The following is a 15,945-nucleotide window of genomic DNA, read 5'->3' as shown; positions in this document are numbered from 1 at the left end:
TTACCTAGTTTAGCGCAGGATCCTTTAAAATTCTTTAAGCGAATCATAAAGAATTCGTAAAGAAAAACAAATTGGGATTAAACCAACATAAAGCCTACTCCCCAAATTGTTTTGATATACTCTTCGGCGGTCACCCCGGCCATTTTTCTGCGCAGATTGGAAATATGGACACTAATAGTATTATCATCCCCTACATACGTGCCTTTCCAAATTTTTTCATATATTTCTCTTTTAGAAAATGCGTGCTCTGGATGATCGATTAATAAGCTCAAAATATCAAACTCCGCATTGGTTATCTGCAATGATTTGTTCTCCAATGTGACAGACAGCTTTTCTGGAAAAATTCTCAGATTGCGCCATACTTTTTCGTCTTCTTGGGAGGGTTGGACAACCGATTTTCGCAGTTGCACTTCCACGCGGGCCTCTACTTCTTTCTGGTGAAATGGCTTCGTTATATAATCATCGGCCCCCATCTTCAAGAGTTGAACTTTATCATCAATACCGACTTTTGCGGAAATCACAATAATGGGGATTGTACTCTCTTCCCTGACCTGTGTAATAAATTCTTCTCCGCTTATTCCCGGCAACATCAAATCTAATAAAATCAAATCAAATGTACTACTTTTCAGCTGCAGCAGACCTTCTGTACCCGAATAAGCAGATATTGGCGTCAGATCCATTTTTGTTAAAATAACGTGCAACAGTTTGCTGATTTCCTGATCATCCTCAATAATTAAAATTCTTTTCTCCTTATTCATGTTTACCACTCACTTTTGATAACATTCTTTAAAACAGGCATATTTTGCGTATTTAAATTCTGTCCTTCTATAACCATCGCAGTCATCTGAGAATCCGTTCCAGCAGCATGAAATTCTCCCTTTTTCCAAAAAGCCGCTTTTCCAGAGGTTACAGGAAGTCTATTCTTATCTCCATCACAGACCCAGCCCGCTCCCGTTACAATCATAAAAAACTGATCTGCCTGAGCCTCGTGAAATGGAATTTTATCATCTTTTCCAAGGTACATATATCCCATTCGGATATCACTGGCATCCAGCAAAATCCGGCTGGCAGTAAATTTCGCTGACTCAGTATCTACAGATGCTCCAAATTCTTTTTCAAAAGAAATAATTTTCAAAGCTGCCATCTCCTTATTTAGATAAAATTAAAAATTATTCCGCCTCATAGCGAAGCATCGTCCACATTCCAATATCCTCAAATCCCAATCTTTTATAAATATTCCCGGCTGCCGGATTGTCATAGAAAAGACAAAGTGATTTTCCTTCTTCTAATAAGGTAAGACATAGTTTTTCCATACATTTCGTTGCAAAACCCTGCCGTTCATATCCCGGCCGTGTGCATACGCCAACGATCATTGCAGAATGAGAATTCTCAGCAGTCGTCGATGCAGATGCAGCCATCGTACCTTTTTCATCACGGATAAAATAGGTACGGCCTGTTCTATTTTTCTCCTCATTCTCTCTTGTTTCTATTGTTATATTACTGGATGAAAATTCAGGTATAGAGGCCAGCATCTTTATATTCTCTTCATAATCAGCCGGCTTCAAATGCTCAACCTGCTTTATTTGTTCTGCATTCACCGTATAGCTTAATTCTTCACAAGCTGCATAATACATTTCTCTATGTACACGGGTAACTTTATCAATATATGGTAATAATGGCTCCACAATATACTTCAGACCACTAAAATTACATCGTTGCTTATAGCTGTTAATAATCTCCGCAAACCCTTTCAGATCATATTCCGTTTCGCTATAAATTATGTAATTCTCACGATAGCGCAGGAGAATAGCGATTAGATTATCCTGTTCCCATTGTCCCCAGACGTCCTGCACATCAGAATCGTAGCCAAACGCTTCAATATCACCGATTATAAACAGGTTTTCTGCAGCTTTCGGCTCAATCAGCTCCATTACTTTTGTATGATCCTCTTTTGTCAGTTTTCGTATCATTTAATTTCCTCCAATTAATATAGGCATTTTTACAAGGACTTATATCAGATCTTTTTTAAACAAAACTCTATCATTATTCAATCCATCATAATTCGCCTTTACAGACACCCCGTCTACTATTTTATCTCCATGTTCAATAACAAATCCCATTCTTTGATGAAAGGCAATTGACGTTTTATTTACTGGTGAAGTGATGCAGCGGATGACACTTCGATTTGCCATTTTAACCTTGGCGAAGAATTTTTCATAAAGGACTTTTCCAATATTTTTCTTCCGGTAATCCGGATGGACACCAACAAAATGAATATAGGCTTCATCTAACTCATCCTGGGACAGGAACCCGATTACAAATCCTATAATTTCACTACCTTCTTCTGCAACAAAGCTTGTATTTTTAAAGTGATTAAAAAATAACTTAGGCAGCATACCTGCCATATCACGGCCGCCCCACCAATCATTTATCCTTGGAGCCAAGACATCATAATCAGAGCTTATTAAACTGCGTATCTCCATTTTATACCACCTTATTAAGTTATATTATCCATTTAAAAAGGAATAAAAATAGCCGAATATTCTTATTGTACATTTCTAATATATCAAAAAATTATATTAATGTCTTTCCCTGTTTAAAATAAACGCCGCTATAAACATATGTAGAATGACATTAAAAAGGAGACTCGGAAAGATCCCTCTCCAAATCCCCTTTTTCTAGTAAAATTTATTTCCACACGTCTTCTGCTATTTGAACAACATGGCGGATTTTTCCCCATTGCTGCGCCTCAGTCAGCAAATTCCCTTCTTCTGTGGAAGCAAACCCGCATTGAGGGCTCAAACAAAGCTGATTCAACGGTACATATTCCGCAGCTTCTGCTATTCTTGCTTTAACAGCCTCTGGATCTTCCAGTTCACTGAATTTAGAAGTGATAAGCCCAAGCACAATATACAAATCATCGCGGTTCACATGACGCAGCGGTTCAAATCCGCCCGAACGATCATCATCAAATTCCAGGAAAAGTCCATCAACCTGCAGACCTCCAAAAATGGTTTCTGACATGGCTTCGTAACCGCCGCTTGACATATAGGTAGACTGAAAATTTCCCCGGCAAATATGCATCGTCACCAGCATATCATCCGGTCTGTTTGCAATCGATTCATTAATTGCTCTTGCACATAATTCCGCTGTTTTCTCGGGATCTCTTCCTTTTTCAATCAAAGAGTTTCTCCCCTTTTCTGAGAAAAAGGTTGCCCAGGAAGTATCATCCAGCTGTAAGTAGCGGCAGCCTTCATCATATAATGCCTGAATGGCTCCTTGATAAGCAGTAACCAGGTCATCGATAATTGCTTCATCACTTTCATAAATACCCTTTTCAAAATCCGCCCGGAAAAAGAGCATATTCGGACTTGGAATCGCAAATTTGGCAACAGCATCTCCGGCAATACCATGAAGAAATTTATAATGCTCAAGCATATAATGGTCACTGAAACCAATTTTACCTGTTACTTTAATACCCCGCTTTTTGGTTTCTACTCCCGTAAACTGTAAACCTTGTTCAGCGGTGTAACCTTCTACACCATCTAAGCCTTCCAGAAAATCAAAATGCCACCAGGCACGGCGAAACTCGCCATCTGTCACTGATTGAAGACCGGCTTCCTTCTGCTGCTCTACCAGTTTGATAATTTCCTCATCTTCAATCTGCCGCAATTGTTCAGGACTGATTTCTCCTTTTGCTTTTTGCGCGCGAGCTTCCTTTAAACGCTGGGGACGGAGAAAGCTCCCTACATGATCTGCTCTGAACGGAGCTCGTGTATTTTTTGTTTCTGTTGATATTGTCATCGAATACCCCTTCCTCTCTACCTGCTATCTTCATTCTATAATCCAATTAAAAAACCCCTTCTGAAAATAGAAGAGGTTTGGTATAGTAAAATCTCTTCTTATCTTCAAGCAAAAATGCTTCTGGAATTAGCACAGTACAAATTAGTGTCTGCTGCTAAGGCTTCAACGGGCCAGTCCCTACACCTTTCTGGATAAGAATATATGGAATTATACGAATAATTACAGATTACTTTACATGGAAGCGTTGGATTCGTCAAGGGTAATCCCAAAATATAGGGATCCTGCTGCAATTGATTTAAAATCAAGATAGTGTCAGCTTTTTTTATCAGAAAAAATTTTATAATCTTCGCTGATAACAAAAGCAGACAAATACAAGCAGAAGAATAAAATGGCTGTTCCTTCCCATGATATATTAATTCTCGTAAATAGAGGCTCAATAAAGCTTTTATAAAAAATAACACTACATAGCAGCTGCACCATATAACTCAGAAACATTACCTTCTTCGTTTCTTTCATCTTTGCCAATTTAAGAATAAACTGATATAACAGATTAAAAATTATTCCTACAAGATAAGAAAGAAAAAGCAAGCCGCCAAAATAAAGAATATTAATGAAAATATTATCAAAGAATCGTATTTCAATAAGATTCCAGCCTGCTAAGATATTTGATAAGCCATATATTATCATAATGGGGATGGCCACAATAACTGCTGCACTAACAATTACGAGGCCGGCAAGAAGCAGATTAGCAATAAGGTTGGAATAGTCTATTTTTTTCTTGTTCAAAATTTATAGGACCGCCTTCCTTTGTATAAACCTTTACTATATATAAGTTTCTAAAAAAATATTTTAATCGTTCCAAATGAGGCTACTTACAATTGTATCATAAATGAAGTACAATACAGTTGTTCGTTACTCTACTACAGGATTATTATGCAGGAATACTCTTTAATTGTTCTACAACAAAAAACCACAGCACTATCTAATATTAGATACACTAATGGTTTGAAATAATCTATGATTTATTTATTATTCTATCAAACAATAAATTTACTTTATTTGGAAAATATGTTCACTTAGCTTTCTTCAAAATATTCACGTCTGCCCTGGTAGATAATAATTCTGTTGATAAAACATCTAATTTAGAATCTACTTTGTCTACCTTTTCTTCTAATGAAGTAACCCTTGAATCCAGTCTGTCTACTTTTTCTTCTAATGAAATAACCCTTGAATCCAGTTTATCTACTTTTTCTTCCAGTGAAGTGACCCTTAGATCCAGTTTGTCAACCTTTTCTTCCAGCGAAATAACTCTTGAATCTAGATTATCTACCTTCCCTTCCAGTGAAGTGACTTTTGAACCCAGATTATCTACTTTTTGTATTAATTCCTTTATAGCTAGCATTAAAGCTTCATTTGTCACTTTTACTTCTTTACTCATGCAAAATCGCTCCTTCACCGCTTAAATACGATATTTTTATTATACAATATGTGCTGTTTTTTTTCATCCCCTCTCCTGGAAATTTTATATTAAAAAGGCTTCTATCAAAAAGGAAAAGAAGACTTTTAATAAATAATTTAAAATGAACATACTTGCTCTGTTGCGACCAAAACCTGCTTTTGAAAATAAAACCTTCAGATCAACCTCAACTTGTATAAAACCCTTTTTTAAACATTTGATACCATTCTTTCAATTCAGCCTGCTCCATAATCTCAAAGTATTTTAGAATTTCTCTCGCAAACTCAACTGCAGCTGTTCCGTTAGCGGTAATAAATCCCTTTGTTGAAACGGCCTGTTTTTCGATGAAATGCTCTTTGCCTTTGTAACCCGGGGCACCTTTTATTAAATGAGCAGCTGAATTTCCGGTATGTTTGATATGGTCTAAATATCCTTTGTCTGCCAGGAATGTGCAAGCATCACATATTGCTGCAACCGGGATTTTCTTTTCTACGCACATATCTACTACTGATTTAACAACTTCATTTTGCGGTTTCGCCCAGGTTGTACCTCCAACCATAATAAGCATATGAAAATTTTCGGGTATTTCATTGATTGTGTAGTCTGGAATAACAGTAAATCCGCCCATTGATTTGACCGGATTCTTGCTAAGGGATAATGTTTTTACAGCATATCCGGTTTTCGGGTTATTTAATTCGGAGCAAATATAAGATCCCTCCCAATCTGCATAATTCTCTGGCAGAAAAATCAAAATTTCTTTTTTCATAGGTTTACACTCCTTTTTGATAAGTTTACTTTATCTTTTTTTATTATGGCTAATTCAACTGTCTTCCATTGTTCATCTATCTCAGTAAAAATATATTTATCATTTCGAATATTCCGCCATTAAATATTATAAAATCCTTAATCTAGAGTAAACATAAATATTTGGGCAACGATAACTTTTCTAAACAGATATTATAGCGTATCGTTTCATTTTGGTTCATCGTAAATCAAAACTTTCAACCTTATATCAAGGTTACCAAACAAACGTTCCTAACACAAGTTATTTTTCTAATAGTTTATTCTATATTAAATACTGTTTTTCCATATCAAAATGTCAAAGTAAGTGAAGATGGAGTTACTACTTTAAAATAACGCTCAGACTAAGGAATACTCCCGCCAGCCTGAGCGGTACTTTTCTACAATCTATGCGCTATTTTATTATTGCTTTATTCCAACAATCTAAATCTCCTAGCTTCCTAACTTACTGCCAGCCAATTCATCAGCCTGAATAGGCTTAAAGTAATGACTCTTTTGTGATAACAATGTTTGATGACTTCCTTGTTCCACCAGCATTCCCTTATCTAACATAAATATTTGATCTACATTTTTAATCGTAGATAGCAGAAGTTTTTAATAATCTGAATTCAGTTGAAATAATTGTATGCATGCCATTTTTCCTTATATCATTTATTTTTAAGGTTAAGATAAGGCTTCATATAATTCTTTGCTTCAAACGTTAAAGTGTCCGGTAAATCATCTGTATGGAAATATCTAAAATCAATAGATTCATTTTTATCTATATTCATTTCCCCCTGTATATCATTGGTCAAATAAACAGCAGTCACGGAATATAGCTCATCACCGTTGGAAACTTTAAAATAATAGTCCGGTCCGGAAAATACATCAAGCAGCTTCAGACTCCCTACCGTAAGACCCGTTTCCTCTTTCACTTCTCTTCTTGCTGTATCCTCCAGACTTTCTCCCAGTTCCATTAATCCTCCTGGCACTCCCCAACCTCCATCATGTCTATGCTGAAGTAGAATTTGATTATCATTATTAAGCATAATTACAACAGAACCAGGTAAAATTAATGGTCTGGTGCCGACTAATTTTCTTAATTCTTTTACATAATCCATTAAATCCCCTTCTTTTATCAGATTTAAAAATACGATAATTTGCCTGTACTAGACTCATCCACTACTCTAGAATGGAAATTCCAAACATTACTTGTCATTAATATAACCAATTCATCCTTCTTTTAAGAAACTTTTTAAAACTTAAATCTTCCATACTGTTTCTCCTAATTAACAATGAATTTTCTTTCAGTCTTTGCTCCTTTACATTACTACACTATATAATGACTATTACTTTAAAGTTTTTTCTTTAAGAGGATGTTCAAAAAGTCCAATAAAGATGACACGGCGATAAGAGGATCTTCTACTAAGAACGCCCACGTCGTGTGGGCAACGTAGAAGCCACCGCATCCTGCGGAAGTGCGTTGACGAGCTTTTTCCGATGAGACTGGGACTGCGATTACTCGCCCCATCGAAGGGCTTTTGCGATTACTCGTCCCACCGAAAACATTTGTGGACAACACAGAAGTCATCACAACACGCGCAAGTCCGTTCAGAAAAAGCTCGTCGCCTTGAACTTCTTGGTCCTGTTTACAGGACTTTTTGATCACGTACTTTAATAGATTCGGCAATAACCTCACATTTTTTTATTGCCCATATGTAATGTTTATAAGTGTTCGCAGCAAAATAACTATATAAATTACTTGTTTTTGTCCACTTATAATATTTCTTCGTCATAATTTCTTCATTCGTATGTGATTGAACAAGATTCATTACTCTTTCATGACTCAGCTTCAATTTTTTCATGGCTTGATTTATCGTTACATCCTGGTGATTCTCCCAAATCTGCATATTAAGGAGTTTGATAGTTCTCCACATATAACCCGGCGCCGGCATAAAAGGCATATCTCCATTCATCCCTTCTCTGTACCATCTCTCAAGCATTGCGTGCCACTCATAAAGATGCATTAATACATCACGAAAATTTTTATCCCTCTCTCCAGTTTCAACGGTAATCGTTCTCTTTCTGGCAGGGATGGATTCAATCAACTCAAACAATGCATTAAAATTCTTTTCGCTTTCTGTTAATAAAATTTCTTTCCCGCTTTTCTCAGCTATGATAATTACCCCCTTTTTTACTATATTTTAACATAAAAATCTTTATGATTGTACTAATTTCCAGAAAAATAATCTGCTAATTATTGAGTAAAACATTACTCAATCTTAAATTCATAGCCTGTATAATTAAATACATTTCTAAATCCGATATTCTCAGCAACTGCAATTGAGGGCTTGTTAGAATCCATACAATCCCAATATGGAATAAGATTATTTTTCAAGCACTCCCTCACATAAACTAGAGCTGCTTTTTGCGCCAACTTTTTACCCTGGTGTTCTTCTATGGTTTCGATTGCAATAGCGTGCATATTATCAACTGCAAAATTTGAAAAGCAGATGCTTACAATTTTATTTTTATATATCACACAATAACCTATGCCTTTTTCTAAAAAGCTGTTGATGGAAGACCAGGATTCTAATATCCTTGAATGTAAAAAATCGATATTTTCAACTGATTGATCTCTATTTTGAAAAAGATTCTCAGAAATTTTGACTACACTATAACCTGCTTTAATAACTGGTTCAAAGCTGTTTCCTTTATAATCCTCTTTTTGCAAAATATAAACTCTCTGATCCCAGCTTCCTAAATGACGATTTTCAAACACCCTTTTTATCGTCTTATCCCATTTGTTATGATCACCAATCCCTTCAAACCAAGTTAGCTCAATCTTTCTCGCTTCCGGTATGATTATCGTATCAATAAAATAATTTAATTCACTATTAAATGCTTCATTACTCTCGTTACCAATAAAGAAAAAACCATCGTTATTACCTAACCAGATAAGCCCTGAAGCAGGAGTCTCTACATTATCAACAAAAACACGGCCAGGGTTTACTCCTTCCACGACTGCCTTCGCTTCTAATTGACCTTGCTCATGTAATAACTCTTTACATTTGTAGAATTCTGAACTTTGTAATTCTGTTATCATTATTAATTCCTCTTTTCCTCTCTTACTTAAATTTATCAAATGATCTTAATATCTTATTAACAGGCTCAAATCATTTGCTTAATTACTATCCCTGAATGTAAAAAAGCCAAAAACTGAATCAGCCAAATTGTCCAGGTCCTAAAATATATCCTAACTTAAAAAATAAGATGATATATGGTTGTAACCACGAAATAAGTGAGAAAACCTGCCAGGCCAACTAATATAGCTTTCTTTTTTGTCATACTTATAAACCTCCTTCCTTTTATTTGCACATGTACTAATACAAAACACAGATAAACTATTTACCAGCTGATTTATTCAATAAATTCCTTAACTTTAATTCTGTATCTGTATCCATTACCGGAGTATATACACTGCACCGTAAATCCGAAGTACCCTGAACTTGCAGAGAGGTCAAATTAAATAACATTTTCCCGGCCTTCGCATGACGGAATTCAATCAAAACATCTGGTGCTGAGCTGACCTCTTCCTCATCCCACAGCTTCTTAAATTCCGGAAATTGCTGTTCCATTTTCTCGATAAATTGTTTATACCATTCATCAGCCACATATTGCCCATAGTAGGATCTAAAGATGGAGAGATACCCTTTTACAAAATGCTCCCAGTTTACTGCGAGACTTTTAAATTCTTTTCTCGAAAATAATAAAAAGATAATATTCCGGTCTTCTTCAGGTATTTTCTCAAAATCGATAAAAACCATTGCTGCTGCTTTATTCCAGCCGACAATGCGGCAGTATTTATCCGAAATAATAGTGGGGCAATGCCGCAGTTCCTGGAGAATTCTATTCAAGGAAGGGGTCATCAAGGATTTCTCTGCTTCATTTATAGTAGATGAATTTTCCACTGCTCTTTCACCGGATGCAAGAGCATACAAATATTGTTTTTCATCTTTATTTAATCTTAAAGCATTCGAAACAGCATCTAATACAGAACCAGATACCTTAATATCTCTTCCCTGTTCAAGCCATGTATACCATGTTGTACTTACTCCGGCTATTTGAGCTACCTCCTCCCTCCGCAGTCCGGGAGTTCTTCTTCTGGTTCCTGCCGGCAGGCCAACCATCTGCGGATGAAGCTTAGCTCTTTTACTCTTTAAGAAATTGGATAGCTCTAAAAGCCTTGTTTCTTTTTCCATTCGTTCTGCCTCCTCTTACATAGTATTAATTATACTATGATAAATGCCAACTTGTAATGGGATAAAGTTTCCGTAAAATAAAATGTAGATACAGTAAGGAGGAATTCTTTTGAACAGAGTAGTCATTACCGGCGCAGGTATTATTTCACCTTTAGGTAATAACGTTCATACATTTTGGAATCATTTAAAGCAGGGAAAATCAGGGATTTCTATATTAGATGTCGATGAAGATTATGGAAAAACTGCTGCTGGTGTTGTACATGATTTTGATCCTGTAGAGATATTTGGTAAAAAACAGGCCAGAAAAATGGATCGCTTCACGCAATTTGCTCTGGCAGCGACAGAACAGGCATTGGAAAGCTCGGAGCTGGATTTGGATAAAACAAATAAAGAACGGCTGGGTGTTTTTGTAGGCTCTGGCATTGGCGGTATAAATACGCTGATTGAAAATGTGAATATCCTGAATAAAAAAGGATCAAGCCGGGTCAGTCCAAGCTTAGTTCCAACCATGATACCCAATGCCGCTGCAGCACAAATCAGTATTCGGCTGGGCGCACTAGGCCCATCAATTTCACCGGTCACTGCATGCTCAATTGGAAACACATCTATCGGGGAAGCTTTCAACACGATAAAACACGGAGATGCAGATATTATTTTTGCCGGCGGAACAGAAGCTGCCATTAATAGTTTATCTTTATCAAGCTTTAGAAATGCCCAGGCTTTAACTAAAAATCTGGACCCTACCTCTGCTAGCCGCCCGTTTGATGAGGAAAGAGATGGTTTTGTGATCAGTGAAGGCGCCGGGATATTGGTTCTTGAGTCATTAGAAAGTGCTGTAAAGAGAGCAGCACCTGTTCTTTGTGAGGTTATAGGCTATCGCTCCAGTTCCGATGCGTATCACATGGTATCTCCAAATCCAGAAGGAATCGGTGCTTACCTATCGATGAAGAAAGCTTTGGAAAGCGGGAATGTGACACCAGACAAAATAGATTTGATTAGTGCACATGCAACCAGTACAAAAATTGGAGATATCTCTGAAACGCTTGCCATCAAAAAAGCATTTGGTGAAAAAGCTTACGGCGTACCAATTACAGCTAATAAATCCATGCTGGGTCATATGCTCGGTGCTTCAGGGAGTGTAGAGGCAATCGCTTTAATCGAAAGTATAAAGCATGGCATTATCCCTCCGACAATTAACTTGAATAATCCTGATCCGGATTGTGATCTGGATTATGTTTCAGAGGGAATGAGAAGACAGCAAATAAATATCGGTTTGTCTAATTCATTTGGATTTGGCGGGCATAATGCCACGATTTTACTAAAGAAATATTTATGATTTGTAAAAGGCTGACAGAGAAGGATGTCACGTTGTGGAATCTTCTCTGTCAGCCTTTTTATATCCCTATCAAATTGAGCTTATTATTTTATCTGTAATCTTTTATTCCATTTTCAAATGCCTGTTGGTCATTATTTTCAATTCCATGCAATGCTTCTTGTAATGCAAACGTACTTTTATAAAATTTTACCCGTTCAGAAATCTCGTTTCCATTAGGATACCGGCCGATACACATATCAAAAAATTCCTCTCCATAACTGGACAATATTCCGGCAAAATCATATGCTGGATCTCCTATACCTGAACCTCCAAAATCTATTATCCCTGAAATACTTCCAGATTTGGGCTTCCATAAAATATTAGATGCTCCGAAATCTCCATGTATCAGTACTGTTTTTAAATTTAAAGCCGCTTTTCCGTTCAAGAAGGATTCAAAGGCTTGGATTATTTCCTCCTGCGCTTCTCCTCTAATAAAAGGAAACAGCTTATTTTGTATTCTATTAAATAGATCGGACATTTCCGCAGCAGGATTATTATCATTTAAGTTTAGATCATTCTTTGCTTTTTCTTTAGAAATAGAGTGAAGCTCCATCAGAAAAGTCACCAGCTGTGATGCCAGCCCCTTCAATAATTCTTCATTCTTTATATTTTGTAAGCTGTCTTTCCATAATGGAACCCCTGCAATTAATTTATACCCTGCGAATACTTCTCCAGGCTTTGAAGTTTCAAAAGACTGATATGTCGGATGCGGGATTGGCATTGTGATTATTTCATTTATGTACTCCAATAGTTCTGTTTCTTTTTTTAATTGAATGATGCCTTGTTTATACTTTGGAAACCTGAATACTAATGAATTATTTACAATTAGTACATCATTATTCTGGCCAATTTCATTAGGATAATAATTTTCTATGGTAAGATCGGGATATATCTGTTTAATGCTTTCTATATATTTAAAAGACATTTTCACCCTTCTTCCTATGTTTTTGTATTAAAAATATTTATAACCTATTCCCACTTTACTTCAACATCCCTTTTTAATCCATAACTTATGAAGCACCGGCCAGCCATATCCACTGATTTGAATGCCTTGTAAATTGGATTGGAAGGTATTCTGCTCCGAAGCATGGACAGTGAATATAATAGTACCACTTTCTTTCAACTTTTCCTCCACTGCTTGAAATTCCTGAAGAAAGCTTTCATAATCCGGCTGTTTAATGATAGATTTGAATCCATTGTCTAATTCGCTCAATTGAGATGGATTAAGAAATATTCGAATTCCATACTCATTCCGAAGTAATATGAGAATTGCCAGCTCCATATTATCTTCAAAACTTTCTCCTGTATACACAGCATCAAAGGCTAACATGAAGTCTTCATTATAGATATCAGACAGCTCAATCGGATGAACCTTGACCTTCATACCAATCTCATTGAGTTTTTGCTCCATCCAACGGGCATCCTCTAAAAAATCATCAAAACGTAATACAGCTAAATGAATGGTTTCTCCTTTGTACCCAGATCGATTAAGCAGCTGTTTTGCTTTCTGAGTTGAATGCCTGATATTACTGTAGTCACTCCTGTCCGGAATAAAACCTGTGGAAGGGGCAACTCTTGGTCCACCCAGTTCCTGTACCATTTGCCGCGAATCTATCATTTCACTTACAGCCTGCCTAAAAAAACTGTTTTGGTGAATACCTGTCTTTTTCATATTAAAGATAATGTAATTACTGCCATTATCATCGATGGTATATGTGGAGCGATTCTTTTTTTCTTTCTCCAAATTTTCATGTGTGAAAAAGTTCAGAGGATCAAGCTTACTTTCAGGCAGCTTCCACATATGAACCTTATCCAGAAAAGGTCTTCCTCGAAAATGATAATCAAAAGCTTTCAAAATCATTTTTTCATCATTGACATCTTCTATTTTGAAAGGCCCTGTTCCTTTCAGTGAAGAGCCTTTGATATCTGATTCTTCAGGAACAATAGATGTAAAAACGGCACTTAAAAAATAAGGGAATACTCTATTTCCATTCTTTAAATGAAAGGATATGGTGTATTTGTCCCGAACTATAATTTCCTGTACCCCTTCAAATAACCATTTGTTTGGAATTTTTATTTCTTCGTTTATAATTGTTTGAAATGTCCATTGCACGTCTTTACTGGTTAGACTACTCCCATCATGGAACCGAACCCCTTTGCGAATATAAAAGGTCCAGAAGGTGTAGTCTTCATTCACTTCCCACCCATGTGCAAGATGGGGTTCAACCGTTTTACTGTCAACATTATACCGAACTAATGTGTCAAAAATTTCATTTAAAATATGAGCCTCCACAGCGATTGTTACAAAGAAAGGGTTCATATTGTACAGTTTATGCTGCAGCGGAATATGCAAAACGTCATTCATTTCCTCTTGTTGTTCTATATGCTGGATGCCAAATGCCCTTTGGATAGTATTTAGGAGCAGCTCTTTTAGCCGAGCAGAAAAATGACCTTCTGTTGCAAAGCTTACTGCTTCTTTCACTTTCTCCCTTTGAACCAAATTTTCCACATGAAGAAATGCCGCTTCATCCAGAGATTTTAGAAATGTCAGCTTAGATTTTTTACCCCTTCCGCGTTGTCCCTGCCAGCCAATATACCCTTCCTGTACCCATTTTTGTAATATATAGTGCGCATTTCTGGAAGAGCAGAATAAAATATCTGCGATTTCTTGTTTAGATATGCGAATTTCGTATGCCTGCTGGTATTCTGGCAGGCATTTTAAATCAATATAGTACTCTAAAACATCCATTAAGATATACTCCTTCTAAAATAGGAAATATAAAAATACACCTTGCTCTTTTTCCTTCCTATTTTCCAATATACAATAAAAAAAGTGGAAGGAGAAGACGAATAATGAATTTATCAGAATTTAAACAGTTTCATTTAAATATTAAAATCCGTATGATTGTTTCATTTATTTCGGATATTGCAGAGATGAGTATATTCCCTTTTATGGCCATTTACTTTTCCAGTAATCTAGGAATAGCTTGGGCAGGAGCAATTTTAACATTGACAACCGTTGTAGCTGTTACTTTTGGTATGTATGGAGGTTTTTTTGCAGATCAATTTGGAAGAAAAAAAGTTATAGTATCGGGAAGCATCATCCAAACAGCCTCATTTATCATTATTGCGCTTGCTAATTCACCATGGTTTGAATCCGTCTGGCTGACTTTTGTTATGTTTTTCTTATTAAGTATTACTAGCAGATTTATCGATCCTGCTTCAGAAGCTCTTCTGATAGATGCCAGTTCAGAAAATGAACAGCCATTGATGTATCGTTTTATTTACTGGTCTACAAATCTGGCATTCTCTATTGGCATTATTGTTGGGGCCTTATTCTTTCAAGAGCATAAATTTGAGTTATTTTTAGGATTTTCCATTCTCTCCATCTTTACATTTCTGTTGACACTAGGATGGATTCAGGATGATTATGTACCTCAAAAAGATAAAAAAAATAATGTATTTTCAGGATTATTTTTCAGCTACGTAGAAGTATTAAGAGACACTTGTTTTATGATTCTTTGCATCTCAACCTTACTTGTCCTCTCTTTAGAATCGCAGCTTTACGGCTTTATTGCAGTCCGCCTAAATGAGGATATTCATACTTCGGTGTTCGGCATCATCATTGATGGTCCAAGGATGTTAAGTATTCTCATTATCACGAACACAATAATTGTGATTTTTGCCTCTGGTTTCATTGGTAAAACAGCTCAAAAGTTCAATATAAAGACTACTTTGTTTGCGGGCTTGTTTTTGTATGTAGCAGGTTACAGCTTCTTAGCATGGAGTGAGCTGATCATTGTGTTGGCTATCGCAATTGCTATTGCAACGGTTGGAGAAGTTCTCTTTCAGCCTATACGGTCAACCTATGTAGCACAGCTGGCAAACAAGAATTCAAGAGGTTCTTATATAGCAGTGAGCGGATTATCCATGGATGCAGGACAAATCTTAGGCAGCTTAGGACTAATGGTTAGTGCTCTATTATCCAATACAACGATGGCAGGACTGTTCTTATTAATAGGCGGACTTGGAATATTGGGTTTCTTTTGGTCTGTTCAGGACAGTAGATTAAAAGCAAGATAAAAGGTTACAAATATTAAAACTTATTTGTAAATTTATTTAAACTGTGTTAATTTTTAACAAAAGGTGAAAGGGAGCGCAGTTTATGGGGCTTTACTATTGTATTTTATTAAAATTTATTTTGACAGCTATTGGTATTGTTCTCATCTCAGCGCTCCCCGCTTTGTTTGATGGCATGAAATTAGATA

The 15,945-nt window shown here is 36.3% G+C and carries 16 protein-coding genes and 1 riboswitch; of the genes, 2 read left to right on the top strand and 14 right to left on the bottom strand.

The window, feature by feature from the left end; translation table 11 throughout:
* Positions 1 to 77: 77 nt before the first annotated feature.
* From MKY30_RS15355 to MKY30_RS15300, 12 genes are all read right to left on the bottom strand, one after another.
* Positions 78 to 758: a response regulator transcription factor gene (locus MKY30_RS15355; RefSeq protein WP_339285649.1), complete on the bottom strand. Its 681-nt coding sequence runs from the start codon at positions 756 to 758 to the stop codon at positions 78 to 80.
* 2 nt (positions 759 to 760) lie between these two features.
* Positions 761 to 1,135, bottom strand: a complete 375-nt coding sequence (locus MKY30_RS15350) for a cupin domain-containing protein (protein ID WP_339285648.1) — start codon at positions 1,133 to 1,135, stop codon at positions 761 to 763.
* A 34-nt stretch (positions 1,136 to 1,169) separates the two neighbouring features.
* Positions 1,170 to 1,970, bottom strand: a complete 801-nt coding sequence (locus tag MKY30_RS15345) for a GNAT family N-acetyltransferase (RefSeq protein WP_339285646.1) — start codon at positions 1,968 to 1,970, stop codon at positions 1,170 to 1,172.
* Between the two features lie 39 nt (positions 1,971 to 2,009).
* The gene (locus tag MKY30_RS15340; RefSeq protein ID WP_339285644.1) at positions 2,010 to 2,483 is read right to left on the bottom strand and encodes a GNAT family N-acetyltransferase; all 474 of its coding nucleotides are present in this window, start codon (positions 2,481 to 2,483) and stop codon (positions 2,010 to 2,012) included.
* Positions 2,484 to 2,688: 205 nt separating this feature from the next.
* Positions 2,689 to 3,804 (bottom strand): 5-methyltetrahydropteroyltriglutamate--homocysteine S-methyltransferase, encoded by a 1,116-nt coding sequence (locus MKY30_RS15335; RefSeq protein ID WP_260052022.1) that lies wholly within the window; start codon positions 3,802 to 3,804, stop codon positions 2,689 to 2,691.
* Positions 3,805 to 3,899: 95 nt separating this feature from the next.
* Positions 3,900 to 4,002: riboswitch (SAM riboswitch) on the bottom strand.
* A gap of 114 nt (positions 4,003 to 4,116) precedes the next feature.
* Positions 4,117 to 4,590, bottom strand: coding sequence for a hypothetical protein (locus MKY30_RS15330; protein ID WP_339285643.1), 474 nt, complete (start codon positions 4,588 to 4,590; stop codon positions 4,117 to 4,119).
* A 286-nt stretch (positions 4,591 to 4,876) separates the two neighbouring features.
* Positions 4,877 to 5,242: a hypothetical protein gene (locus MKY30_RS15325; protein WP_339285641.1), complete on the bottom strand. Its 366-nt coding sequence runs from the start codon at positions 5,240 to 5,242 to the stop codon at positions 4,877 to 4,879.
* A gap of 205 nt (positions 5,243 to 5,447) precedes the next feature.
* Positions 5,448 to 6,026 (bottom strand): type 1 glutamine amidotransferase family protein, encoded by a 579-nt coding sequence (locus MKY30_RS15320; protein ID WP_260052017.1) that lies wholly within the window; start codon positions 6,024 to 6,026, stop codon positions 5,448 to 5,450.
* A 682-nt stretch (positions 6,027 to 6,708) separates the two neighbouring features.
* A complete protein-coding gene (locus MKY30_RS15315; RefSeq protein WP_260052016.1) occupies positions 6,709 to 7,161 on the bottom strand; it encodes an NUDIX hydrolase in 453 nt (150 codons plus the stop codon).
* A 528-nt stretch (positions 7,162 to 7,689) separates the two neighbouring features.
* Positions 7,690 to 8,217 carry a ClbS/DfsB family four-helix bundle protein gene (locus MKY30_RS15310; RefSeq protein ID WP_260052128.1) on the bottom strand — a complete coding sequence of 176 codons (528 nt, stop codon included), beginning with the start codon at positions 8,215 to 8,217 and terminating at the stop codon, positions 7,690 to 7,692.
* A gap of 95 nt (positions 8,218 to 8,312) precedes the next feature.
* Entirely contained in the window at positions 8,313 to 9,146 is an 834-nt protein-coding gene (locus MKY30_RS15305; RefSeq protein WP_260052015.1) for a GNAT family N-acetyltransferase, read from the bottom strand.
* 298 nt (positions 9,147 to 9,444) lie between these two features.
* Positions 9,445 to 10,302, bottom strand: a complete 858-nt coding sequence (locus MKY30_RS15300; RefSeq protein ID WP_260052014.1) for a helix-turn-helix transcriptional regulator — start codon at positions 10,300 to 10,302, stop codon at positions 9,445 to 9,447.
* A gap of 109 nt (positions 10,303 to 10,411) precedes the next feature.
* Here MKY30_RS15300 and fabF point away from each other — a divergent pair, with 109 nt between their 5' ends.
* Complete coding sequence (gene fabF / locus MKY30_RS15295; protein ID WP_341084569.1) at positions 10,412 to 11,638, top strand: beta-ketoacyl-ACP synthase II; 1,227 nt, start codon at positions 10,412 to 10,414, stop codon at positions 11,636 to 11,638.
* 88 nt (positions 11,639 to 11,726) lie between these two features.
* Here the strand turns inward: fabF and MKY30_RS15290 are convergent, their stop codons facing one another.
* Positions 11,727 to 12,602 carry a phosphotransferase family protein gene (locus MKY30_RS15290; protein ID WP_339285635.1) on the bottom strand — a complete coding sequence of 292 codons (876 nt, stop codon included), beginning with the start codon at positions 12,600 to 12,602 and terminating at the stop codon, positions 11,727 to 11,729.
* Between the two features lie 60 nt (positions 12,603 to 12,662).
* Positions 12,663 to 14,426 (bottom strand): ABC transporter substrate-binding protein, encoded by a 1,764-nt coding sequence (locus MKY30_RS15285; protein WP_341084566.1) that lies wholly within the window; start codon positions 14,424 to 14,426, stop codon positions 12,663 to 12,665.
* A gap of 104 nt (positions 14,427 to 14,530) precedes the next feature.
* Between MKY30_RS15285 and MKY30_RS15280 the strand changes: the two genes are divergently transcribed.
* Positions 14,531 to 15,760, top strand: a complete 1,230-nt coding sequence (locus MKY30_RS15280; RefSeq protein ID WP_339285631.1) for an MFS transporter — start codon at positions 14,531 to 14,533, stop codon at positions 15,758 to 15,760.
* The last annotated feature ends 185 nt before the right edge of the window (positions 15,761 to 15,945 follow it).

It is taken from the genome of Oceanobacillus sp. FSL W8-0428 (assembly GCF_038004405.1).
Classification (GTDB): Bacteria; Bacillota; Bacilli; order Bacillales; family Amphibacillaceae; genus Oceanobacillus; species Oceanobacillus sojae.
This window is presented reverse-complemented; position numbering and strand designations above follow the sequence as displayed.

Coding starts and splice junctions, on each gene's coding strand:
- MKY30_RS15355 (WP_339285649.1), bottom strand. CDS start 758: ATGAATAAGGAGAAAAGAATTTTAATTATTGAGGATGATCAGGAAATC.
- MKY30_RS15345 (WP_339285646.1), bottom strand. CDS start 1,970: ATGATACGAAAACTGACAAAAGAGGATCATACAAAAGTAATGGAGCTG.
- MKY30_RS15340 (WP_339285644.1), bottom strand. CDS start 2,483: ATGGAGATACGCAGTTTAATAAGCTCTGATTATGATGTCTTGGCTCCA.
- MKY30_RS15335 (WP_260052022.1), bottom strand. CDS start 3,804: ATGACAATATCAACAGAAACAAAAAATACACGAGCTCCGTTCAGAGCA.
- MKY30_RS15325 (WP_339285641.1), bottom strand. CDS start 5,242: ATGAGTAAAGAAGTAAAAGTGACAAATGAAGCTTTAATGCTAGCTATA.
- MKY30_RS15320 (WP_260052017.1), bottom strand. CDS start 6,026: ATGAAAAAAGAAATTTTGATTTTTCTGCCAGAGAATTATGCAGATTGG.
- MKY30_RS15315 (WP_260052016.1), bottom strand. CDS start 7,161: ATGGATTATGTAAAAGAATTAAGAAAATTAGTCGGCACCAGACCATTA.
- MKY30_RS15305 (WP_260052015.1), bottom strand. CDS start 9,146: ATGATAACAGAATTACAAAGTTCAGAATTCTACAAATGTAAAGAGTTA.
- MKY30_RS15300 (WP_260052014.1), bottom strand. CDS start 10,302: ATGGAAAAAGAAACAAGGCTTTTAGAGCTATCCAATTTCTTAAAGAGT.
- MKY30_RS15290 (WP_339285635.1), bottom strand. CDS start 12,602: ATGTCTTTTAAATATATAGAAAGCATTAAACAGATATATCCCGATCTT.
- MKY30_RS15285 (WP_341084566.1), bottom strand. CDS start 14,426: ATGGATGTTTTAGAGTACTATATTGATTTAAAATGCCTGCCAGAATAC.
- MKY30_RS15280 (WP_339285631.1), top strand. CDS start 14,531: ATGAATTTATCAGAATTTAAACAGTTTCATTTAAATATTAAAATCCGT.